Here is a 22,209-nt window from a genome sequence, read left to right as displayed (position 1 = left end):
CACGCCTCGGAGTGCTGCCGGCTGCGTGCCGCCCGGCCAGCGGCTCTGCCTCAGGCGTCAGGGTGAGGATATTGCCGACGATCGATTAGTAATTGATTGTTGCCTATTCCGGGTTGCGTGACGGCGGTCATCCCGGACCGTCCGACATCGGCGCATCACTCGATTTCTTCGAAGGTGAGGCGAGATGAGACGAACAGTCGTACGGCGACTTCCGGCCGCGCTCGTGACGGTGGCCGTCGGGGTCGCGGCCGGCGTGGCCCTGCAGGGCCCCCGGCCCGCGGCGGCGGTGGGTGCCGCCACCGGCTACGCCACCCAGAACGGCGGGACCACCGGGGGCGCGGGCGGGCAGACGGTACGCGCCAGCACCGGCACCGCGATCCACGCCGCGCTCTGTGGGCGTGCCAGCAGCAGCACTCCGATCACCATCGAGGTCACCGGGACGATCAACCACGGCAACACCACCAAGGTCTCGGGTGCGAGCTGCAACACGGCGGACGGCGTGATCGAGCTGAAGCAGATCAGCAACGTCACCATCATCGGGGTCGGTAGTGGAGCGGTCTTCGACCAGTTGGGCATCCACATCCGCGATTCCCGCAACATCATCATCCAGAACGTGACGGTCCGGAACGTCAAGAAGTCGGGGTCGCCGACCTCCAACGGTGGGGACGCCATCGGCATGGAGAGCACGGTCCGCAACGTGTGGGTCGACCACGTGACCCTGGAGGCGTCCGGCGGGGAGTCCGAGGGGTACGACGGCCTCTTCGACATGAAGGACGACACCCAGTACGTGACGCTGTCGTACAGCGTCCTGCGCAACTCCGGTCGTGGGGGCCTCATCGGGTCCAGTGAGAGCGACCTGTCGAACGGCTTCGTCACGTTCCACCACAACCTCTACCAGAACATCGACTCCCGCACGCCGTTGCTGCGCGGGGGCGTCGCCCACATCTACAACAACAGCTACGTGAGCCTCAACGAGTCGGGCATCAACTCCCGAGCCGGCGCCCGGGCCAGGGTGGAGAACAACCACTTCCGCGACTCGAAGGACGTGCTGGGCACCTTCTACACCGACGAGCGCGGTTACTGGCAGGTCAGCGGCAACATCTTCGACAACGTCACCTGGTCCACCCCCGGCAGCGAGAACTACCCCGCCGGCCCCAACCCGACGTCCACCACCACCGTCAGCATCCCGTACGCGTACCGCCTCGACGGCGCGAGCTGCGTCCCCAGCGTCGTCGGTCAGACGGCGGGTGCCAACACGGGCCTGCGGGTGTCCGACGGAAGCTGCTCGGCGCAGACACCGCCGCCGACCACGGCCCCGCCCACCACGCCGCCCCCGACCACGGCCCCGCCCACCACGCCGCCCCCGACCACGCCCCCGCCGGCCGGCGGGACGAACCTCAGCCTGGGCGCCGGCGCCGACGGCTCCAGCAAGGCCAGCGGAACCAGCTACGGGAACGTGCGCGACGGCGACATCAGTACGTACTGGTCGCCGGCCGGATCGACCGGCTCCATCTCGATCAAGTGGGGAACCGCCACCCGGGTCTCCCGCGTGATCATCCGGGAGCCCTCCGGAACCCAGGGTTCCATCGGATCCTGGCAGCTCGTCAACCACGACACCGGCGCCGTCCTGGCCTCGGGCGCGGGCGCGGGCGCGGGCGCGATCAGCTTCGCCGCGACGACGTTGAGCAAGATAACCTTCAAGATCAACAGCTCCAGCGGTACGCCCCGGGTCGGCGAGTTCGAGACGTACGCCAGCTGATGCGGTGGTGAGCGGCATACCTCAGAGGTATGAATATTCCTGCTAGGAATATCGCTCCGGAGCGTATCGGCGAGGGCGGCGGGTCTGAGCCCGCCGCCCTCAATGACGCTCGGTGGTCGCCTGCTCACTGCTAGCATGCGGCAATGTCCGCAGGTGAACGGGGGATCCCCGCAGACGACAGCGGCCTCGCGGTGACCGACGCGGGCCGCCTGGCGGCCTTCAGCGACGGGGTGTTCGCCATCGTCATCACGCTGCTGGTGCTGGATCTGCGGGTGCCGGATTTCCACGAGGGCGGGCTGTCCGAGGGGCTTCTCGGTGAGGGGCCGTCATATCTGGCGTTCGTGGTGTCGTTCATCTACGTCGGCGTCCTCTGGCTGAATCATCACGCGGTGCTCCAACTGGTGCGGGGCACCACCCCCGCGTTCAGCTCGATCAACCTCGGCATCCTCTTCGGCGTGGTGATCATTCCGTTCCCCACCGCCGTCCTGGCGTCGGCGTTGGCCGACGGCAACACCGACGACCTGCGAGTGGCCGTCGTCCTGTACGCGTTCGCCGCCTCGCTGATGTCGGCGCCCTGGTGGGTGCTCTTCGCCTACGTGCGTCGCCATCCGGCGCTGCGGGCCGACACCGTCACCCCGGACCAGGTACGGGTGCAGGAGCTTCGCCCGATCGTCGGCCTGGTCCTCTACGGTCTGACCGGTCTGCTCGGCTGGCTGGTGCACCCGCTCCTCGGTCTGATCGGCGTAGTCGTAATGATCATCTTCCATGGCGCCACCAGCCAGGGACTCCGCGCCGGGCGGTGGTGGCCCGGGCGTGGCTCCCGCCGATCCTGACCCCCGCCGTACCTCGGTTCACGCAGGTCGCGAAGCTGCGGCTATCTTTGCGCGCTTGGGGGAGTTCGTCAGGGGGGATGGGCATGAAGGTCATCGGAGATCGGATGGCGGCGGCGTACGACGTCGCCTTCGAGGATCTGTGTGCGGCGACGCCGAAGGGCTACTACGCGCGGCGGGGCACCGCCCGTGCGGCGGTCACCCATGCGGGAGCGGCCACGCTGAACGTGGCGTACGACCTGTCGCCGACGCCGGATCTCGAGGCGCTCGACGAGATGGCGGTCGAGGTGGGCCGGCAGGTCGAGGCCTGGGCGATCGTGGTCCGGGGCGACGCCGACAGCGCGGTTGCCGAGCTGGCCGCCCGCCACGGGCTCTCCGCGCGCAGCGCTCTGCCCCTGCTCGCCTGCACGGCGGACGAGCTGGTCTACCGGACCGACGAGGCGCAGCGCGAGCGCGTACGACGGGTCGGCGCGGCGGACAGTGACCGGTACACGGACGTTCTCACCAGGGGTTTCGAGGCCCCGGATGGTCTGTTCGGGTCGTTGATGGGCGGCGCGGTCCTCGACGCCGAGCGCATCGACGGCTACCTGTACGAAGAGGACGGCCAGTTCCTCGGCACCGGTCTCGGCATGCACACCCGGGGTGTCGTCGGCGTGTTCAACATCGCTGTCGTCCCGAGCGCACGCGGTCGTGGCGTGGGGCGTGCGATCACCGAGGAGGTGCTGCGCGACGGCGTCGCCGCCGGCGCGGACGCGGCGTACCTCCAGTCCAGCGCGCTCGGCCGACCTCTGTACGAGTCGATGGGCTTCCGCTTCCAGGAGAACTGGACGGCCCTGCATGCGTGAGCAGCGCCGAGAGGGTAGGCGCGACGGTGCACGACACACGACAGGGGCATCGACCGTGAGTTTCAGTGCGGACGTCCGTTCGGCCTTCCGGCGTGGGGAGACCGACGCGGTGGTACGGATGAGTGCGGCCGAGATCGAGCGGGCCCGGGCCGTCGGCGACGCGGCGGGCGAGGTGGAGGCCCGCTACAGCATGGCCCGGGTGGCGATCCGTGGCGGTGACCTGCCGCTCGGGGAGGCGCGGGCGCGCGAGGCGCTCGACGTCGCGGTGCGCTCCGGCGACCGCGCGTTGGAGGAGCGACCCCGGCACGTGCTGGCCGCAGTGGCGCGGATGGCGGGCGACCTGACCCGGGCGCGGGACCTGTACCGCGAGAGCATCGCGCTGAACGAGGCGCTGGGTCGGCCGGAGACCGTCAACTCCGAGACGCACAACCTGGCCTTCTGCGAGCTGGGCCTGGGCAACCTCGCGGAGGCGAGGAGGCTGTTCGCCGTCAGCCGTACCCGGGTGTTCCGGAACGGCTGGGACGACTTCGTGCCGTACGTCTGCGTGGCGGGCGCGGCGCTCGCCTCCGCCGAGGGCGACCACCCACGGGCGGCGCTCATGGTCGGCCTGGCGGACGCGGCGTTCGCGGCCCTCGGCCAGGTACCGGACCCGGACGACGCGGCCGACCTCGCCGCCGTGCGTGACGCCGCGGTCGAGGCGCTCGGCCGCGACGACTACGCCGCCGCGCTGGAGCGAGGTCGGCAGCTCGACCCTCGGACGGCGTTCGACGACGACCACTGAGGTCCGGGCGGTCAGGCCGAGGAGTCGTGGCCTGCCTGGGCAGCGCGGTCGTCGCCGGCGCGCGCGGCGGCGACGACCCGGCCGCGATCCGACTCGGGAAAGCGCCGGAGGAGGGCACGCACCTCGTCGGCGCTCACGTTGGCGCCGAACAACTCGCTGCCCGGTTCGAGTCGTACGCCCTCGGCGAGAGGGCCGGCGACGACCGGGTCGAAGCCGAGGGCGTCCACCAGCGAGGCCACCGGCGCCAGGTCGTCCTCGTCGTCCCCGGCGATCGCGATGGCCTTGCGCCCGGCCGTGCCCGCCGGTCGCGACCCGTCCTCGAGATCGTGGTACCCCATGTGGTTGAACGCCTTGACGACCCGCGACCCGGCCAGGAACGCCTGGACGATCTCGCTGGACGAGGTACGCGGGTCGGTCAGGTCGTCGCGGATGCCGTCGATTTCCCACCAGTAGTTCATCGCGTCGACGACGAGCTTGCCGCGCAGCGCCTCGGCGGGGAGCGCACGGTACTTGCCCAGCGGAAGGGCGAGGATGACGATGTCGGCGTCGGCCACGGCGTCGACCGCGGTGGTGGCCACCGCCCCTGGCGTGAGCACCTCGACGGTCAGGGCGATCTTCGCCGGATCGCCGGAGCCGGCGACGAGCACCCGGTAGCCGGCGGCGAGCGCGAGCCGGGCGAGGACGGTGCCCACCTTGCCGGCGCCGAGGACGGCGAGGGTCCGGGGTCGGTCGGAGCCGCTGTCGTTCATGTCTTCCTTCCCGAGGGGTCGGTCGGTGGGTCAGCTGGCCAGGATGTCGCGGACCATGGGGATCACCCGGGAGCCGTACAGCTCCACGGCGCGCATCCGGGCGCTCACGGGCTGCGCCCCGGCGGTGTAGATGAGGTCGAACCGGCCGACGCCGAGACCCTTGATGGCGCTGGCCATCCGGCGGGCCACCGTCTCCGGCGAGCCGATGTAGAGCGAGCCGTGCTCCACCTCCGAGTCGAACTCCTGGCGGCGGATCGGCGGCCAGCCGCGCAGCGCGCCGATCCGGTCGCGCATGACCCGGTAGTGCGGCCAGTACAGTTCCTTGGCCTCCTCGTCGGTGTCGGCGACGAAGCCGGGCGAGTGCATCCCGACCGGGTGCGCGGTGGTGCCGAGCTGGTCGGCCGCCCGGCGGTAGAGGTCGATGTAGGGCGCGAAACGCTCGGGAGCGCCGCCGATGATGGCGAGCATGAGCGGCAGGCCGTACCGGGCGGTCCGCACCACCGACTGCGGAGAGCCGCCCACGCCCACCCAGGTGGTGAGGCGTCCCGACTCCGTCTTGGGGAAGACGTCGGCGTCCTTGAGCGGGGCGCGGGTGGTACCACTCGAGGTGACCGGCTGCTCGTCGAGCAGCTTCGCGAACAGCTCGATCCGCTCCTCGAACAGCACGTCGTAGTCGGCCAGGTCGTAGCCGAACAGGGGGAAGGACTCGGTGAACGAGCCCCGGCCGAGGATGACGTCGGCCCGGCCGTGCGACAGCGCGTCGACAGTGGCGAAACGCTGGAACACGCGGACCGGGTCGTCCGAGCTGAGCACCGTGACGCCGGAGGAGAGCCGAATCCGCGAGGTGCGGGTGGCGATGCCCGCCAGCACCGTCTCCGGTGTCGACACCGAGTACTCCGGTCGGTGGTGCTCGCCGAGGGCGATGACGTCGACGCCGAGGTCGTCGGCCAGCACCGCCTCGTCGACGACCTGCCGGATCGCTGCGGCGTGGGACACCGGCTTGCCCGAGTCGTCCTCCGGTACGTCACCGAAGGTGTCGAGGCCGAACACGAGATCAGACATTGGTGGGCTCCTTCGCCAACAGCTCCCGGACCCGTGGCGCGACCTCGCTGCCGAGCAGCTCGATGGTGCGCGCCCGCGCCTCGCGAGGCAGGTGCATGATGTCGTACTTCAGGTCGAACCGGCTCAGCCCCAGGTCGCGGGCCGTCGTGGCGATCTTGCGGGCGACCGTCTCCGGCGACCCCACGAACAGCGCGCCGTGGTCGACCTCGGCCTCGTAGCGCGCGCGATCCGGCTTGTAGAAGCCGCGCTCCTCGGCGAGCCGCGCCACGGTCGGCTGCCAGTACCGCCACCACGTCTCGACCGCCTCCTGGTCGGTGTCCGCCACGAGGCCGAGCGAGTGCTGTCCGACCGGCCGCGCGGCATGCCCGAACTGGTCGAGTGCCCGGTGGTAGAGGTCGACGTGACCGGCGAACCGCTGTGGGCGTCCACCGATGATCGCCAGCATGAGCGGGAGCCCGTGCCGGGCGGCGCGGATCACCGAGTTGGGGCTTCCGCCGACGCCGATCCAGGTCGGGATTCCGCCCGGACGCATGCGCGGATGCAGCCGCTGCGCGACCAGAGGGCTGCGGGCGGTTCCGGTCCAGGTGACCGTTTCGTCACGCTGGAGCTGGAGGAAGAGGTCCAGCTTCTCCTCGAACAACCGTTCGTAGTCCGCCAGGTCGTAACCGAACAGGGGGAACGACTCGGTCGCCGACGCCCGCCCGAGGACCAGTTGGGCCCGGCCGTCGCTGACCGCGTCCAGGGTGGCGAACTCGTGGTAGAGCCGCACCGGATCGTTCGTGCTGAGGACGGTGACCGAGGTGCCGAGCCTGATCCGGTCGGTCGCCGTGGCCATCGCCGCGAGCAGGACGGGCGTGGCCGAGTCGTTGTGCCCCTCGCGGTAGTGCTCGCCCAGGCTGAACACGTCGAGGCCGACCGACTCCGCGAGCCGGGCCTCGTCCACCAGCAGTCGTACGGTCTCGGCGTCACTCAGCGTGCGGTCGCCGTCGGTGGCTACCTCGCCGAACGAGTTGAGTCCCAACTCGAAAGCCCCGGCCGTCATGTCTCCTCCTCGGCGTTCCTCGCCGTCGACACGTGGGAAGTAGCCTCCCCGGTTGACGTGTCAATGATGCTAACCTGCCAATTGACACGTCAATTCCCGGGAGCTTTCAATGGTCGACGCCACACCCGAGCGGCGGAGGGGCCGCCAGCTGCCGACGATGGAGGAGCTGCGGATCTGGCGGAACTTCGTCGAGACGACGGAGATCCTCACCTCCCGGGTCGGGTCACGTCTCCAGGTCGACTCTTCCCTCTCGTCGGGCGACTACGCCGTCCTGCTCGCGCTCACCGAGGCGCCGGAGTCACGGATGCGCTCCTCCGCCCTCGCCGCACACATCGGGTGGGAGCGGAGCCGGCTCTCGCACCACCTGGGCCGGATGGAACGACGCGGGCTCATCCGTCGCGAGGAGTGCGCGACCGTCCCGCGTGGGTCGCAGGTGCTCCTCACCCCGGTCGGGGCCGAGGCGTTCCAGCGGGCCACCTTCGGGCATCTGCGCACCATCCGGGAGCTGTTCGTCGACGCCCTCACTCCGGACCAGCTCCGCGCGGCCGGCGACATCGCGGCGGCGCTGCGCGAGCACCTCGGGCCGCGCGACGACGCGTAGTCCGCACGCGCCGCGTCGGCGCATGGAGGGCGGCACATCGGGTACGCCGCTGCGGCCGTCGAGCCCGACGCCCGCCGGGCAGCACGAGGAGTACCGACATGTCGATCGCGGGGCGGGCGCGACTCGCGCCGAACGCCTCCCTGGTGCTGCTGGCGTCGATCCTCGTGTCGTTCCTGGCCGCCTCGGCGGCGCCGACCCCGCTCTACGGGATCTACCAGGAGCGCTGGCACTTCTCGCCGGTCACGACCACCGCCGTCTTCGCGGTCTACGCGCTCGCGGTGCTGGCATCCCTGCTCACCTTCGGCAAGCTCTCCGACCACGTCGGCCGGCGACCGGTCCTGGCTGCCGCGATCGCCGTGCAGATCCTCGCGCTGGTGGTCTTCATCCTCGCCAACGGTGTTCCCGCGCTGGTGGTCGCCCGCCTCGTGCAGGGACTCGCGGCGGGTGCCGCCACGGGAGCCGTCGGCGCGGCCATGCTCGACATCGACCGTGCCCGCGGGACGCTCGCGAACTCGATCGCCCCCGGTCTCGGCACCGGCAGCGGCGCCCTGCTCTCGGCGCTGCTCATCCGCTACCTACCCGCGCCGACCCGGCTGGTGTACGTCGTCCTCGTCGCGGTCCTGCTGATCCAGGCCGTCGGGGTCGCGCTGATGCCGGAGACCGTCACGCGGATGGCGGGCGCGCGGCGCAGTCTGCGACCGGAGATCAGGCTGCCGCGCCCCGTACGCGGACCGGTGCTGGTCGTCGCCCCGGTGCTGTTCGCGGTCTGGGCGTTGGCCGGCTTCTTCGGCGCGCTCGGCCCGGCGCTCGTGCACAGTCTGATGGAACCGTCGATCGTGGTCGCCGGTCTGGTCCTCTTCGTCTTCGCGCTCTTCGGGTCGGTTGCCGTCCTGGTGCTGCGGGACACCCCGGCGCGGCGGGTGATCCTGACCGGGATCGTCGCCCTCATCCTGGGCATGGTCGTCACGGTGGTCGCGGTCATGGCCGAGTCCGTACCCGGGTTCTTCGTCGGTCTCGCGCTCGGCGGAGTCGGCTTCGGCGGCGGGTTCCAGGGCAGCCTCAAGACGATCATGCCGCTGGTCGGGGCGCACGAACGCGCCAGCGTGCTGTCGCTGCTCTACGTCGTCTGTTACGTCGGGTTCGGCCTCCCCACCGTTATCGCCGGCTTTCTCGTGGTGTACGGCGGAGGGCTCCCGCGGACGGCCGACGAGTACTCCGTCGCCGTCATCCTCCTCGCGCTCGTCGCCCTGTTCGGGCTGCGCCGGGCGACGCGGGCGGCACCTGGCTGATGCCTCGAACGCCGTACCTCGGCGAGGCGCGGGACGTAGCGTGGTGATCGTCGGTGGTGGTCGAGGTGATCGACCTGGCGGGCGCGCTGCGGCGCGCGGCGGCCGCCCACGGCGCGCACGAGGAGCGTACCGGCGAGCGGGACGAGAACTGGCCCGACTGGTACGCGACGTACCTGGTGGCCGAGGAGTCCGGGGCGACGCTGCCGGAGTGAGCGACGCCCCGCCGCGCCCGCCGGTCCACCGAGGCCGTCGCGGGTGCGGCTGCCGTAATCATCGAATGTATGTGGAACCGATTGTCTGACGCGTGCCGTCGTCGTGTCTGTCGATCCGCAGCACGCTTCCGATCGGGCCGGGCCTCGGCCGACAGGGGCCGGGCCGCCGGGCGGCGGTGATCCAGCAGCGATCGACCGTTGCCTATTGCGTGACGCCGGAGTAATCTTCCCGAAACACATCGGACGTTTGGTCGTCCACGGGTCTGCCTACGACCTGCGCTGCACGGTCGGTGCCACCGCGCGGATCCACTATCGGGGGTCGTCGTTGTCGCGCTTGGGTGGCCGTATCGGTCACCGTTTGGAGGATCGATGTCAGACCTGACCCGGCGGCAGGCCCTCAAGATCGGTGCGGCCGGCGCGGGTGGCGCCCTGCTGCCGCTGCCGTGGACGGCGACCGCCAACGCCGACTCCGTCGCGCCGCCGCAGGTGCTGGCGGCCAACGACCTCGCCCTCTGGTACGACGAGGGCGCCGGCACGGACTGGCTGCGCGCCCTGCCGATCGGCAACGGTCGACTCGGTGCCATGGTGTTCGGCAACGTCGACACCGAGCGACTTCAGCTCAACGAGGACACCGTCTGGGCCGGCGGCCCGCACGACCCGAGCAACACCAGAGGCGCCGCCGCTCTGCCGGAGATCCGGCGACTGGTCAACGCCAACCAGTGGACCCAGGCCCAGGATCTGATCAACCAGACCATGATGGGCAACCCGGGCGGCCAGTTGGCGTACCAGACCGTCGGCAACCTCCGGCTCGCCTTCGGCTCGGCCAGCGGAGCGTCCCAGCACAACCGCACCCTCGACCTCACCACCGCGACCGCCACGACGTCGTACGTCCTGAACGGCATCCGCTACCAGCGTGAGGTCTTCGCGAGCGCGCCGGACCAGGTCATCGCGATGCGGCTGACCGCCGACCGCGCCACCTCGATCAGCTTCACCGCCACCTTCGACAGCCCGCAGCGCACGACGGTGTCCAGTCCGGACGGCACGACGATCGGCCTCGACGGCGTCTCCGGCAGCCAGGAGGGCGTCACCGGTCAGGTCCGCTTCCTCGCCCTGGCCAACGCCACCGTCACCGGCGGCAGCGTGTCCAGCTCGGGCGGCACCCTGCGGGTCACCAACGCCACCAGCGTGGTCCTGTTGATCTCGATCGGCTCCAGCTACGTCAACTACCGCAACGTCGGTGGCGACTACGGGGGCATCGCGCGGCAGCGTCTGAGCGCGGCGCGCGCCTACAGCTACGACCAGTTGCGCACCCGGCACGTCGCCGACTACCAGGCGCTGTTCGGTCGGGTCACCCTGGACCTGGGCCGCACCTCCGCGGCCGACCAGACGACGGATGTCCGGATCGCCCAGCACAACAGCGTCAACGATCCGCAGTTCTCGGCGCTGCTGTTCCAGTTCGGTCGGTACCTGCTGATCTCGTCGTCGCGGCCCGGCACCCAGCCGGCGAACCTCCAGGGCATCTGGAACGACTCGCTGACCCCGTCCTGGGACTCGAAGTACACGATCAACGCCAACCTGCCGATGAACTACTGGCCGGCCAACACCACCAACCTCGCCGAGTGCCACAACCCGGTCTTCGACATGGTCAGGGAGCTCGCCGTCGCCGGAGCGCGGACCGCCCAGGTGCAGTACGGCTCCGCCAGTGGCTGGGTCACCCACCACAACACCGACGCGTGGCGGGCCACCGCGGTCGTCGACGGCGCGTTCTGGGGCATGTGGCAGACCGGTGGCGCCTGGCTGTCCACGTTGATCTGGGACCACTACCTGTTCAACGGTGACATCGAGTTCCTGCGGACGAACTACCCGGCCATGAAGGGCGCCGCGCAGTTCTTCCTCAACACCCTGGTGACCGAGCCGACCCTCGGTTACCTGGTCACCAACCCGTCGAACTCACCGGAGCTGAGCCACCACTCCAACGCCAGCGTGTGCGCCGGACCCACGATGGACAACCAGATCCTGCGGGACCTCTTCGACGGCGTCGCCCGCGCGAGCGAGATCCTCGACGTGGACAGCACCTTCCGGGCCCAGGTACGGGCCACCCGGGACCGCCTCCCACCGATGAAGGTCGGCTCGCGCGGCAACATCATGGAGTGGCTCTACGACTGGGTGGAGACCGAGCCCAACCACCGGCACATCTCGCACCTGTACGGACTGGCTCCCAGCAACCAGATCACCAAGCGCGGCACCCCACAGTTGTTCGAGGCCGCCCGGCGGACCCTGGCGCTGCGCGGCGACGACGGCACCGGCTGGTCGCTGGCCTGGAAAATCAACTTCTGGGCGCGGATGGAGGAGGGCAAGCGGGCCCACGACCTGATCCGCTACCTCGCCACCACCGCCCGGCTCGCCCCCAACATGTTCGACCTGCACCCGCCCTTCCAGATCGACGGCAACTTCGGTGCCACCGCCGGCATCGCCGAGATGCTGCTCCAGAGCCACATCGGTGAGCTGCACATCCTGCCCGCGCTGCCGCCGGCCTGGCCCAGCGGACGGGTGACCGGCCTGCGGGGTCGTGGTGGGCACACGGTCAGCATCACGTGGGCGAGCGGCGCGGCCACCGAGGTGCTCGTGCGACCGGACCGTGCCGGCACCGTCCGGCTGCGGTCGCGGTTCCTGACCGGCACCGTCAGCGTCGTCGACACCGCCGACGGGACATCGCCCCGGGTCACCCGGGTCGAGTCCGACCTGGTCGAGGTCACCGTGCAGGCGGGACGCACCTACCGGGTCACCAGTACGGGCGCCGCCACGCCGACGCTGGAGCAGAGCTTCACCAACGCGGGTATCACCAACGACAGCAACACCAACGTCGGCAACTTCGACGGCAACGGGGCCTCCCTCTCGGCGCAGGCCCTGGCGCAGGCCGGTGCCAGCCCGGGCAGCACGGTGAGCCGCAACGGTGTGAACTTCCGCTGGCCCAACGTCAGCCCCGGCACGGCCGACAACGCCATCGCCTCGGGCCAGACCATCGGCATCAGCGGCACCGGGAGCACCCTCGGCTTCCTGATCACCGGCACCTACGGCGCGGTCTCGGGCACCGGCACGGTGGTGTACGCGGACGGCACGCGCCAGACGTTCACGCTCAGCACACCCGACTGGTACGGCGGCCCAGTGTCCGGCGCGACCGCCGCCGTCGTTTCCGCGTACCAGAACCGGCCCAACAACGGTCGCCAGGCCACGGCGGCCTGCGTCTACTACGTGGGCGTCGCGCTGCAGAGCAAGGCGGTGACCCAGGTCGTGCTGCCCAACATCAGCGCACGGGCCGCGGCGAACGTGCCGACGATGCACGTCTTCGCCATCGCGATCGGGTCCTGACACCGGCTCGCGCCGCGTCGCCGGTGACGGCACGGTCACCGGCGGCGCGGCGTGACCAGTCCCGATTCGTACGCCCACACGACCAACTGGGCGCGGTCCCGGCAGTGCAGCTTCGTCATCGCCCGGTTGACGTGCGTCTTGGCGGTCAACGGACTGATCACCATCCGCAGGGCGATCTCGTCGTTCGTCAGCCCTCGGGCGACCAGCTCGACCATCTCCTGTTCGCGGGCGGTCAGCACGTCCCGACCGGCGGCCGGCACCGCCGGCGGTGGCCCGGCCACGAACTCGCTGATCAGCGTACGGGTCACGGCCGGCGCGAGCAGCGCGTCGCCACGGGCCACGACGGCGACGGCCTGCAACAGGTCGGCGGGGTCGGCGTCCTTGAGGAGGAACCCGCTCGCCCCCGCGCGGAGTGCGGCGAAGACGTAGGAGTCGAGCCCGTAGTTGGTCAGGATGAGGATGCGGATCGCGGCGAGGTCGGGGTCGGCGGCGATCCGTCGGGTCGCCTCGATCCCGTCGAGTCCGGGCATCTGCACGTCCATCAGCACGACATCCGGGCGCAGACGTCGCGCGAGTTGTACGGCCGACCTGCCGTCGGTGGCCTCGCCGACGACCTCCAGGTCGTCCTCGGCGGCCAGCAGCGCCCGGAAGCCGGCCCGCATCAGCGCCTGGTCGTCGGCGAGCAGGACCCGGATCATCGGATGCGACCGCCCGGTCATGCCGGCTCGTTTAGCGGGAACGTCGCCCGCACCGTGAACCCGTGGTCGTCCTGGGCGGTGGCCAGCAACGTGCCGCCCAGTCCGGTGACCCGCTCCCGCATGCCGCGCAGTCCCACTCCCGGTGTCGGTGGCTGGGCCGGCGACGCCCGCCCGTCGTCGGTGACCGCGACGGTCAGCCCGGCCGGGGCGTACTCGACGTGGACGTGCGCGGTCGCCGGGCCGGCATGCCGGGCCACGTTGGTCAGGGCCTCCTGGACGACCCGGTAGCCGGCCTGGTCGACCTCGTCCGGCAGGCTCCGGGGCCGGCCGGCGACGGTCACCTGGACCGGTACGCCGACCGCCCGGGTCCGCTCGGCGAGTTCGTCCACCCGGGCCAGTCCGACGCGCTCGTCGTCGGGCGCGCGCAGGACGTCCAGGGTGGTGCGCAGTTCCCGCATCGCGGCGGCGCTGGCCTCCTGGATCGCCAGCAGCGTGGCCGACGGCTCCTCGCCGTGCTTGCGGGCCAGGTGCACGGCGATCCCGGCCTGCACCTTGATCACCGAGATGCTGTGCGTCAGGGAGTCGTGCAGGTCGCGGGCGATGCGCAGCCGCTCCTCGCCGGCGCGCCGCAACGCCACCTCCTCGCGGGTGCGCTCGGCCTCGACGGCCCGCTGTTCGACCTGTTCCAGGTAGGCCCGGCGTTGCCGACCGACCAGCCCGGCGACGTTGGCCGCCACGAACCATCCCAGCAGCAGGGCCGTCCGCTCGACGATCAGCTGGTTCGGACGCTCGACCGGGGCCACCGAGACGTCGCGGGCCAGGAAGCCACCGAGGAAGGCGACGCTGGCCACGGCGGCCGCCGACCGGTGCCCCCGCCAGGCGGTCACGTAGACGACGCCGAGGACGGGGAAGGCGGCCGACACCCCCGAGTGCACCCGGACGTGCAGGGCCAGCATGGCGACGGTCACCACGCCCAGCGCGAGCACCGGATGCCGCCGGCACACCCCGAGAGCCGCGGCCATGACGAGGACCAGGGCGACATCGAGCGCCCCGACCGTCGCGGCGTCCGGTGCGAGCGCGGCGTTGCCGAGCAGGAGACCGCCGAGGGCGAGGCCGCTGAGGACGTACGGCAGGTCACGGCGCATGGTCGCACTGTAGAACGGCCGTCGTTGGTGGAGCATCCCGCGCGCGCGGTAGATCAGACGTACCACGGGCGCGGTATCCGGGTCCGGTGAAGTGTCTGCGGCGGCACGACGTTTTCCCGGGCCGCCGCGGCAAGCATCGACCGCATGACATACCGCTTCTGCACACCCGCTCCCACCAGGGCGGCCACCGGCCGCACCGCGGAGGTCTACCAGCAGCTACGCGACGACTTCCTCGGACCGTTGCCCACCTTCCAGGCGCTCTCGGCCGTGCCCGAGGTGCTGACCGCGACGTGGTCGCTGCTGCGCGAGGCCCTGCTCGCCGGTGACACGTCCCGGGTCGACCGTGAACTCGTCGCGGCGGTGGTGTCCCGGGCCAACCGCTGTCGGTTCTGCCTCGACGCCCACGTGCTGCTGCTGCACGCCCTCGGCGAGCACGGGCTGGCCGAGGTCGTCGCCCGGGGCGAGACGCCGCCCGAGCCGAGGCACGCCGAACTCGCCCGCTGGGCCGAGGCCAGCCGCAGCCCCCGTGCCGGCGGCTGGACGAGTCCGTACGGCCCCGAGGTCACCGGCACCCTGCTCGCCTTCCACTTCGTCAACCGGGTCGTCTCGGCGTTGCTCGACCCCGACCTGCTCCCCGGCGGCCTGCAACGCGCCCCGCTGGTGCGCTCGGTGGGTGGCCGGCTGTACGCCAGGTCGGCCCGGGAGCGGAAGGAACCCGGACGCAGTCTTCCGCTCCTGGATGCCCCGGGGACGCCGTCGCCGGCCTGGGCCGGGGACAGCCCGGTCGGGATCGCGTACGCCGCGTTGCGGGACGCCGCCAGCCGGGGCGGTGAACTGCTGGGCGACGTTGCTCGCCAGACCGTGACGGCCACCGTGCGCTGGGAGGACGGGCGGTTCCCGGCTCGGCCCGCCGACTGGGCCGTCGACCTCGTCCGGGATGTGCCCGGCCGGGACCGCGTCGGGACGCGGATCGCGTTGCTGTCGGCGTTCGCGCCCAGCGCGGTGAGCCCGGGCGACGTCGCCCTGTGGAGGCTGTCGCACCCCGCCGACGCCGACCTGGTCCGCCTGGTGGCGTACGGCGCGATCACGGCCACCGACCACGTCGCCCGGGCGCTCTCCTCGGCGCATCTCTAGGAGGTCGGCATGCGTAAGGCATTCGTCGTCAGCAGCGGCCTGCTCCTCGCCGCGTTCGCCCTCCAGTTCGTCTTCGCTGCCGTCGGCGGGTTCACCAAGCCCGCGGACGACGGCGCGTACGCCCTGCACAGCATCAACGGCATGGCGGTCATCCCGGTCCTCACCCTGCTCACCGCGCTGCTCGCGGCGCTGGCAAGGGCGCCGGGTCGACTCATCGCCCTGGCGATCCTGCCGCTCGGTCTGGTGGTCGTGCAGGCGCTGCTCGCCATGCTCGCCAACGCCGGCACCGACGCCGTCGGCGTCAGCACGCCGTTCGGCCTGATCGTCGGTGGGCTGCACGCGGTCAACGGCATCGTCGCGGTGCACGTCGTGGTCGGCGTCCTGCGCGGAGCGCGCCGGCTGGCCGCCGGGGCGCCGGGGGGCGACGCGCTGGCGGTCGTACCGGAAGGGGAACCGGCATGACCACCGCCTCGCTGCTCGCGGCGGACCTCGTGCTGGCGATCCTGGCCGCCGTCGGATGGCTGGGCGGCGGGGCCGCTGCGGCCGCCCGTCGGCGGCCCCTGGCACTCGGGCTGGCCGCCGTCGCCCTGCTGGCCACGCTCGCCCGCGCGACGACAGTGCTCGCGCTCGCGCGCGTCGGCTGGTGGTTCGTCGCGGAGAAGGTCGTCATCGCCGCGCCGCTGTCGCTCGCGGCGGTCGCCGTCGCCGGGCCGCGGCTGCTGCGGGCCGCCGACGACATCCGGACCGTCGCGGTCCCGCTCCTCTTCTCCGGGTACGCCGTGAGCGGCGCCCTGCTCGTGACGGTCCTGCACGGCTATCCGGTGTCGGCGTCGGCGGGGCTGCTTGCGGTCGCCGGGGTCGTCACGGCCACGGCGGTCTCGTGGCGTCTGATCGACGCGCGCCCGTCCCGGACGGTGTCCCGGGCGGCCGTCGCGGTGGCGGTCGCGGCGCTGCTGGCCGGGACCGGCCTGGCCGTCGCCCCGGGCGCCGCTCCCGCCGCACCCCACGACCACGCGTACCCGCAGGCGCGGATTCCCGACGAACCCACCCGGCGGTTCACCCTGACGGCCGGTACCACCACGGTGAGCGTGGGCGGCCACGACGTCGCCGCGTGGGCGTTCGACGCGCAGGTGCCCGGGCCGGAGTTGACCGCCACGGTGGGCGACGTGCTGGAGGTGACGCTGCGCAACCGGGACATCGGGCGGGGCGTCACCCTGCACTGGCACGGGTACGACGTGCCGAATGATCAGGACGGGGTGCCCGGGGTGACGCAGTCGGCGGTGCTGCCGGGACAGGAGTTCGTCTACCGGTTCCGCGCCGACCAGGCCGGCACGTACTGGTACCACACCCACTCGGTCTCGGACGTCGGTGTCCGGATGGGCCTGTACGGCGTCCTGGTGGTGCGCCCCGGGCCGACGAACGGCCTCGACGTGAGCGTGCCGGTGCACACCCTGGCGGGTCGTCCGCTGCCGGACGCGAAGGTGGAGCAGGTCGCCGCCGGCGTCCCGGTGCGGCTGCGGTTGATCAACACCGACAGCACGACGCACCGCTACGCATTGGCCGGAACCGCCTTCCAGGTCGCCGCGATCGACGGCTACGAGCTGAGCGGCGCGACGTCGCTGCGGGACACCGCCGTGCTGATCCCGGCCGGGGGCCGCTACGACCTGGTGTTCACCGCTGCTGACACACCGGTGGCGCTGGACGTCGACGGACGCCGGGTCTACTCGACAGGCGTGGTGTCGACGGAGACCGGCGGGTGGCCCGTACTCGATCCGCTCACCTATGGCCAGCCGGCGGCGGTGCCCTGGTCCCGATTCGACCGGACGTTCACCCTGGTCCTCGATCGTGGCCTGGACCTGCGCGGACTGCTCCCGCGGTACGCCCACACCGTCAACGGCGCGGCCGCTCCGGACATCCCGCCGCAGGTCGTCCGCCGAGGGGACGTCGTCCGGTTCACGATCGTCAACCGGTCGCAGGCCGTGCACCCGTGGCACCTGCACGGCCATCACGTCCTCGTGCTGTCCCGTGACCGTCGGCCGGCGGCCGGAAGTCCGCTCTGGCTGGATTCGTTCGACGTCCGGCCCGGCGAGGTGTGGGAGGTGGCGTTCCGAGCCGACAACCCGGGAATGTGGGCCAACCACTGCCACAACCTGGGCCACGCCGACGCCGGGATGATGCTGCACCTCCTGTACTCGTGAGAGCCGGTGCGCACAGTCCGGCCCCCGTCGCGTGGCGGCGGGGGCCGGACCGTGCGGTGTGGTGGAGAGTGCGTCAGCTGGTGCGACAGGTGATCGTCGGCCAGGTCCAGTTGCCGTTGGCCATGACCGTGATGCCGAAGTTGTTGCCGTTGCCGTTCGGCCGGGCCGTCACGGTCCCGCTGGTGCCGCTGACGGACGCGTTCCAGCTGTTCTGGATGCTCTGACCGCCGTTGAGGCCGAGACTGACGATCCAGTTGCTGGTGCCGCTGACCGCGACGTTCAGGTTGAACCGGTCACCCCACTGCTGGCCGGCGGAGAGCGTCGCGGTGCAGTTGCCGCCGCCCGGGTTGCCGGTGGTGGGTCCGGAGGTCGGCCCGGAGGTCGGCCCGGAGGTCGGGTTGCCGCCGCCACCCTCCTGCACTGTCACGTCGGAGCTGCCGGCGCTCTGGTAGCCCTCGGTGGCCATGATCTGGTAGGCGTGGTTGGTGCCGAGGTTCAGGCCGGCGCGGGCCCAGGCGTCGAAGTGGTTGGCGGTGGTGATGGTGCCACTCGAGCGCTTGTTCTGACGGACGCTCCAGTACTGGTAGAACGTCTGGTTGCCGTCGATCGACGGGGCGTTGGTCCGCAGGCTGCGCAGGATGTCGTAGGTGCCGCCGTCGGTGGTGACCGTGCCCAACCGGGTGGCGCCGTTGCTCGGGTTGTAGCTGCCGAAGTTCTCCACCACGTAGTACTCGATGAGCGGGTTGCGCGTCCATCCGTACAGGGCGAGGTACGTGTTGTTGTTCCCCGGGTTGTAGTTGGCCGAGTAGCTGACCGTCCGCCGCGAGCCGGTGGCCCAGCCCTTGCCGCCGACCCAGTTGTTGGTGCTCCGGTCCCAACTGCTGGAGTACCGGCCGTTTTCGCGCAGCGTCATGCTGGCGTTGCCGCCGTCCTTCCAGAACGAGAAGTAGTAGCCGTTGTGCGTGCCGGTCAGGCTCGAGGTGAGCGTCCGGTCGGCCTCGGCGTACGCGCTGGTGGCCGTGACCGTCCCGGTGATGGCCAGGACGACCGCACAGGCGGCGCCGAGGAGCAGCCGCAAGCGGCCGCGCCTCGGCGCTGCGGTGGGGGTGTGCTCGGTGTCGATCATTGAGGTGTTTCCTCCTCGTCACGGCTGGCACGAGGCCAGCGGTGCGGTACGACCGTTGGGCTGTCGGGTGTTCGTGACGGCCACGGCGTCGTACCGCGTGGTGGTGGTTGACCGGATGTCCCGCACGACGACCGGAGGCGGCAGTCGCGGTGCGAGCGGTGGCGGCAATTGAATGCCGTCGATGTGGACGGTATTGAGCCGGTCGTCCACTTGTCAACATTTTCCGGAAGGGTGACGGCAGCGGTGAACCCGTCGCCATGCTCGCGACGAAAAGCATCTGTCGAGGTCAGAAGTCGATCAGAGGGGGTGGCCGGGCCGGCGCCGACCGGCCGGCCCGGCGGCAACATCTGATGAATGTTGCTCGGAACTTCCGGAGACTTTCCGGACCTGCCGCCGGATGAACCGGAGGTGGAAGGTGCGCCACGCCGACGCGCCGGTGGCCGAAAACTTGATTCGTTCCAAAAAAGTGAGCTAGTGTGCAGCCCGTGGTGCCCGACCTCGAAGCGCAGCTGAGAGGGGTCTCGTTGCGAGTGACGCGACCCCGGCTGGCCGTGCTCGCGGTGCTGCGGGATCACCCCCACGTCGACACCGACACGGTGATCGCGCTGGTCCGGGCGGAGCATCCCACCATCTCCCACCAAGCGGTGTACGACGTGCTGCGCGCGCTCACCGACGCGGGCCTGGTGCGGCGCATCCAGCCCGCCCGCGCGACCGCCCGCTACGAGTCACGGGTGGGGGACAACCACCACCATGTCGTGTGCCGCTCCTGCGGCGCCATCGCCGACGTCGAGTGTGCCGTCGGCCACGCACCCTGTCTCACCGCCTCGAACGACCACGGCTTCGTGGTCGACGAGGCGGAGGTTGTCTACTGGGGCATCTGCCCCGATTGCGCAGCCGACCGCACCTCCCAGCGATCCGCCAGTTCGGAAGGAAGTACATGAGCGACACCCAGGACAACGGCCCCATCAGCGCGCAGGGCGTGGACCAGAAGGCCGCGGCCGGCTGCCCGGTCGCGCACGACTCGGTCACCGCGCAGGGCAGTGAGAGCGAGAACCCGGCGATCGACTCGCCGACCCCGAAGACCGGTGGTCGTCCGCGCACCAACCGGGACTGGTGGCCCAACCAGCTCGACCTCTCGGTCCTGCACGCCCACTCGTCCAAGGGCAACCCGCTCGGACCGGACTTCAGCTACGCCAAGGAGTTCGCCAAGCTCGACGTCGAGGCCCTCAAGCGGGACATCACCGAGGTCCTCACCACCTCGCAGGACTGGTGGCCGGCCGACTTCGGCCACTATGGCGGTCTGATGATCCGGATGAGCTGGCACGCCGCGGGCACCTACCGCATCGAGGACGGCCGCGGTGGCGCCGGCGACGGCGGCCAGCGGTTCGCCCCGCTCAACAGTTGGCCGGACAACGCCAACCTGGACAAGGCCCGTCGCCTGCTGTGGCCGGTCAAGCAGAAGTACGGCCAGCAGATCTCCTGGGCCGACCTGCTGGTGCTCGCCGGCAACGTGGCCCTGGAGTCGATGGGGTTCAAGACCTTCGGCTTCGGCTTCGGTCGTGAGGACGTGTGGGAGCCCGAGGAGATCTTCTGGGGCCCGGAGGACACCTGGCTGGGCGACGAGCGGTACTCCTCCGAGAAGGAGATGGCGGCCGGCGTCGGCTCGACCGAGATGGGCCTCATCTACGTCAACCCGGAAGGCCCCCGCGGCAACGCGGACCCGGCCGCGGCGGCGCACTTCATCCGCGAGACCTTCGGCCGGATGGCGATGAACGACGAGGAGACCGTCGCCCTCATCGCCGGTGGTCACACCTTCGGCAAGACCCACGGCGCCGGTGTCGCCGACAACCACGTGGGTCCGGAGCCCGAGGGTGCCCCGATCGAGGCGCAGGGCCTGGGCTGGCTGAGCACCCACGGCACCGGCAAGGGCGCCGACGCGATCACCAGTGGCCTCGAGGTGACGTGGACCGACGTGCCGACGCAGTGGAGCAACCGCTTCTTCGAGATCCTGTTCGGGTACGAGTGGGAGCTGACCACCAGCCCCGGTGGCGCGAAGCAGTGGGTCGCCAAGGACGCCGAGGAGATCATCCCGGACCCGTTCGACCCGTCGAAGAAGTACAAGCCGACGATGCTCACGACCGACCTGTCGCTGCGCGTCGACCCGGCGTACGAGAAGATCTCGCGCCGCTTCCTGGAGAACCCGGACCAGTTCGCGCTGGCCTTCGCCAAGGCCTGGTACAAGCTGCTGCACCGCGACATGGGTCCGATCGAGCGCTTCCTCGGACCGTGGGTCGCCGAGCCGCAGCTGTGGCAGGACCCGGTACCGGCCGTCGACCACGAGCTGGTGGGCGACGCCGACATCGCCGCCCTCAAGGCGAAGGTCCTCGACTCGGGCCTCACGGTCGAGCAGCTGGTCTCCACCGCCTGGGCCTCCGCCGCGAGCTTCCGCCACACCGACAAGCGCGGCGGCGCCAACGGCGCGCGCATCCGCCTGGAGCCGCAGCGCAGCTGGGAGGTCAACCAGCCGGAGCAGCTGGCGACCGTCCTGAGCACGCTGGAGGGCATCCAGCAGGAGTTCAACGCCGCCGGCGGGGCGAAGGTCTCGCTCGCCGACCTGATCGTGCTGGCCGGCTCGGCCGCCGTCGAGAAGGCGGCGCGCGACGGGGGCGTCGAGGTGACCGTGCCGTTCCGGCCGGGCCGCACCGACGCCACCCAGGAGCAGACCGACGTCGACTCCTTCCGGGTCCTCGAGCCGCGCGCGGACGGCTTCCGCAACTACCTGCGCGCCGGCGAGAAGACCCAGCCGGAGGTGCTGCTCATCGACCGGGCCTACATGCTGAACCTGAGCGCACCGGAGATGACCGTCCTCGTCGGCGGCCTGCGCGCGCTCGGGAACAACGTCGGCGGCGCGTCGCACGGCGTCCTCACCGACCGGCCCGGCGTGCTCACCGGGGACTTCTTCGCCAACCTGCTCTCCCCGGGCACCCGGTGGAAGGCGTCGGAGTCCGACGAGCACGTGTACGAGATCCGGGACCTGACCACCGACGAGGTGAAGTGGACCGCCACGGCGGTCGACCTCATCTTCGGCTCCAACTCCCAGCTGCGCGCCCTCGCCGAGGTCTACGCCAGCCAGGACGCGCGCGAGAAGTTCGTGCGTGACTTCGTCGCCGCCTGGACGAAGGTCATGGAGCTGGACCGGTTCGACATCGCCTGATCCTGCGTCACCTGACGAGCCCCGGCCGCGATCGGCCGGGGCTCGTTCGCGTCTCGTGCCGCAGACCCCACGGGAGCGATCGGTCGGCGGCACGCGGCCGCAGAGGGCGGTAACCGTCGTACGAGTTTGCGATGCTGTGCCCGTCTATGAGCCCG

At 71.1% G+C, this 22,209-nt stretch carries 19 protein-coding genes; 13 read left to right on the top strand and 6 right to left on the bottom strand.

All coding sequences use genetic code 11. The features are described from left to right. Nucleotides 1-184: 184 nt before the first annotated feature. From ABZU91_RS16260 to ABZU91_RS16245, 4 genes are all read left to right on the top strand, one after another. Nucleotides 185-1,759, top strand: coding sequence for a pectate lyase (locus tag ABZU91_RS16260; RefSeq protein WP_355240274.1), 1,575 nt, complete (start codon nucleotides 185-187; stop codon nucleotides 1,757-1,759). 143 nt (nucleotides 1,760-1,902) lie between these two features. Further along, nucleotides 1,903-2,592 (top strand): TMEM175 family protein, encoded by a 690-nt coding sequence (locus ABZU91_RS16255; RefSeq protein WP_355240271.1) that lies wholly within the window; start codon nucleotides 1,903-1,905, stop codon nucleotides 2,590-2,592. Between the two features lie 83 nt (nucleotides 2,593-2,675). Further along, the gene (locus ABZU91_RS16250) at nucleotides 2,676-3,434 is read left to right on the top strand and encodes a GNAT family N-acetyltransferase (protein WP_355240268.1); all 759 of its coding nucleotides are present in this window, start codon (nucleotides 2,676-2,678) and stop codon (nucleotides 3,432-3,434) included. A gap of 55 nt (nucleotides 3,435-3,489) precedes the next feature. Then, entirely contained in the window at nucleotides 3,490-4,215 is a 726-nt protein-coding gene (locus ABZU91_RS16245; protein ID WP_355240265.1) for a tetratricopeptide repeat protein, read from the top strand. An 11-nt stretch (nucleotides 4,216-4,226) separates the two neighbouring features. On the opposite strand, the gene ABZU91_RS16240 is transcribed toward ABZU91_RS16245, so the two are convergent. Genes ABZU91_RS16240 through ABZU91_RS16230 form a run of 3 tightly spaced genes read right to left on the bottom strand, consistent with a single transcriptional unit; the run spans nucleotide 4,227 to nucleotide 7,068 of the window. Then, nucleotides 4,227-4,964 carry an NADPH-dependent F420 reductase gene (locus ABZU91_RS16240; RefSeq protein ID WP_355240262.1) on the bottom strand — a complete coding sequence of 246 codons (738 nt, stop codon included), beginning with the start codon at nucleotides 4,962-4,964 and terminating at the stop codon, nucleotides 4,227-4,229. Between the two features lie 30 nt (nucleotides 4,965-4,994). Continuing rightward, complete coding sequence (locus ABZU91_RS16235; protein WP_355240259.1) at nucleotides 4,995-6,026, bottom strand: LLM class flavin-dependent oxidoreductase; 1,032 nt, start codon at nucleotides 6,024-6,026, stop codon at nucleotides 4,995-4,997. Beyond that, complete coding sequence (locus ABZU91_RS16230) at nucleotides 6,019-7,068, bottom strand: LLM class flavin-dependent oxidoreductase (protein ID WP_355240256.1); 1,050 nt, start codon at nucleotides 7,066-7,068, stop codon at nucleotides 6,019-6,021. Before ABZU91_RS16230 ends, ABZU91_RS16235 begins: the two co-directional genes overlap by 8 nt. Before the next feature lie 109 nt (nucleotides 7,069-7,177). On the opposite strand from ABZU91_RS16230, the gene ABZU91_RS16225 reads away from it, so the two are divergent. The 4 genes from ABZU91_RS16225 to ABZU91_RS16210 all read left to right on the top strand — a co-directional run bounded on the left by ABZU91_RS16225 (nucleotide 7,178) and on the right by ABZU91_RS16210 (nucleotide 12,539). Then, nucleotides 7,178-7,669 (top strand): MarR family transcriptional regulator, encoded by a 492-nt coding sequence (locus tag ABZU91_RS16225; protein ID WP_355240253.1) that lies wholly within the window; start codon nucleotides 7,178-7,180, stop codon nucleotides 7,667-7,669. A 98-nt stretch (nucleotides 7,670-7,767) separates the two neighbouring features. Then, the gene (locus tag ABZU91_RS16220; protein WP_355240250.1) at nucleotides 7,768-8,958 is read left to right on the top strand and encodes an MFS transporter; all 1,191 of its coding nucleotides are present in this window, start codon (nucleotides 7,768-7,770) and stop codon (nucleotides 8,956-8,958) included. Between the two features lie 53 nt (nucleotides 8,959-9,011). Further along, complete coding sequence (locus ABZU91_RS16215; RefSeq protein WP_355240247.1) at nucleotides 9,012-9,170, top strand: hypothetical protein; 159 nt, start codon at nucleotides 9,012-9,014, stop codon at nucleotides 9,168-9,170. Nucleotides 9,171-9,539: 369 nt separating this feature from the next. Beyond that, a complete protein-coding gene (locus ABZU91_RS16210) occupies nucleotides 9,540-12,539 on the top strand; it encodes a glycoside hydrolase family 95 protein (protein ID WP_355240244.1) in 3,000 nt (999 codons plus the stop codon). A gap of 35 nt (nucleotides 12,540-12,574) precedes the next feature. On the opposite strand, the gene ABZU91_RS16205 is transcribed toward ABZU91_RS16210, so the two are convergent. Both ABZU91_RS16205 and ABZU91_RS16200 read right to left on the bottom strand, forming a co-directional pair. Continuing rightward, on the bottom strand, nucleotides 12,575-13,237 hold the full coding sequence (locus tag ABZU91_RS16205; RefSeq protein WP_355240304.1) for a response regulator transcription factor: 663 nt from the start codon (nucleotides 13,235-13,237) through the stop codon (nucleotides 12,575-12,577). 17 nt (nucleotides 13,238-13,254) lie between these two features. Further along, the gene (locus tag ABZU91_RS16200; RefSeq protein WP_355240241.1) at nucleotides 13,255-14,382 is read right to left on the bottom strand and encodes a sensor histidine kinase; all 1,128 of its coding nucleotides are present in this window, start codon (nucleotides 14,380-14,382) and stop codon (nucleotides 13,255-13,257) included. Nucleotides 14,383-14,526: 144 nt separating this feature from the next. Here ABZU91_RS16200 and ABZU91_RS16195 point away from each other — a divergent pair, with 144 nt between their 5' ends. Genes ABZU91_RS16195 through ABZU91_RS16185 form a run of 3 tightly spaced genes read left to right on the top strand, consistent with a single transcriptional unit; the run spans nucleotide 14,527 to nucleotide 17,714 of the window. Further along, nucleotides 14,527-15,516 carry a carboxymuconolactone decarboxylase family protein gene (locus ABZU91_RS16195; RefSeq protein WP_355240238.1) on the top strand — a complete coding sequence of 330 codons (990 nt, stop codon included), beginning with the start codon at nucleotides 14,527-14,529 and terminating at the stop codon, nucleotides 15,514-15,516. Nucleotides 15,517-15,525: 9 nt separating this feature from the next. Next, entirely contained in the window at nucleotides 15,526-15,978 is a 453-nt protein-coding gene (locus ABZU91_RS16190; RefSeq protein WP_355240235.1) for a DUF6220 domain-containing protein, read from the top strand. Further along, complete coding sequence (locus tag ABZU91_RS16185) at nucleotides 15,975-17,714, top strand: multicopper oxidase family protein (RefSeq protein WP_355240232.1); 1,740 nt, start codon at nucleotides 15,975-15,977, stop codon at nucleotides 17,712-17,714. The genes ABZU91_RS16190 and ABZU91_RS16185 overlap by 4 nt, the downstream gene beginning before the upstream one ends. A gap of 73 nt (nucleotides 17,715-17,787) precedes the next feature. Here ABZU91_RS16185 and ABZU91_RS16180 read toward each other — a convergent pair whose 3' ends face one another. After that, the gene (locus tag ABZU91_RS16180) at nucleotides 17,788-18,840 is read right to left on the bottom strand and encodes a glycoside hydrolase family 11 protein (protein WP_355240229.1); all 1,053 of its coding nucleotides are present in this window, start codon (nucleotides 18,838-18,840) and stop codon (nucleotides 17,788-17,790) included. A gap of 485 nt (nucleotides 18,841-19,325) precedes the next feature. On the opposite strand from ABZU91_RS16180, the gene ABZU91_RS16175 reads away from it, so the two are divergent. Both ABZU91_RS16175 and katG read left to right on the top strand, forming a co-directional pair. Then, nucleotides 19,326-19,781 carry a Fur family transcriptional regulator gene (locus ABZU91_RS16175; RefSeq protein WP_355240227.1) on the top strand — a complete coding sequence of 152 codons (456 nt, stop codon included), beginning with the start codon at nucleotides 19,326-19,328 and terminating at the stop codon, nucleotides 19,779-19,781. Then, nucleotides 19,778-22,054, top strand: a complete 2,277-nt coding sequence (gene katG / locus ABZU91_RS16170) for a catalase/peroxidase HPI (RefSeq protein ID WP_355240224.1) — start codon at nucleotides 19,778-19,780, stop codon at nucleotides 22,052-22,054. Before ABZU91_RS16175 ends, katG begins: the two co-directional genes overlap by 4 nt. The last annotated feature ends 155 nt before the right edge of the window (nucleotides 22,055-22,209 follow it).

This window comes from Micromonospora sp. NPDC005174, from assembly GCF_040608495.1.
Classification (GTDB): Bacteria; Actinomycetota; Actinomycetes; order Mycobacteriales; family Micromonosporaceae; genus Micromonospora.
Note: the sequence above shows the minus strand (reverse complement) of the source record. Positions and strands in the feature narration are given on the sequence as shown.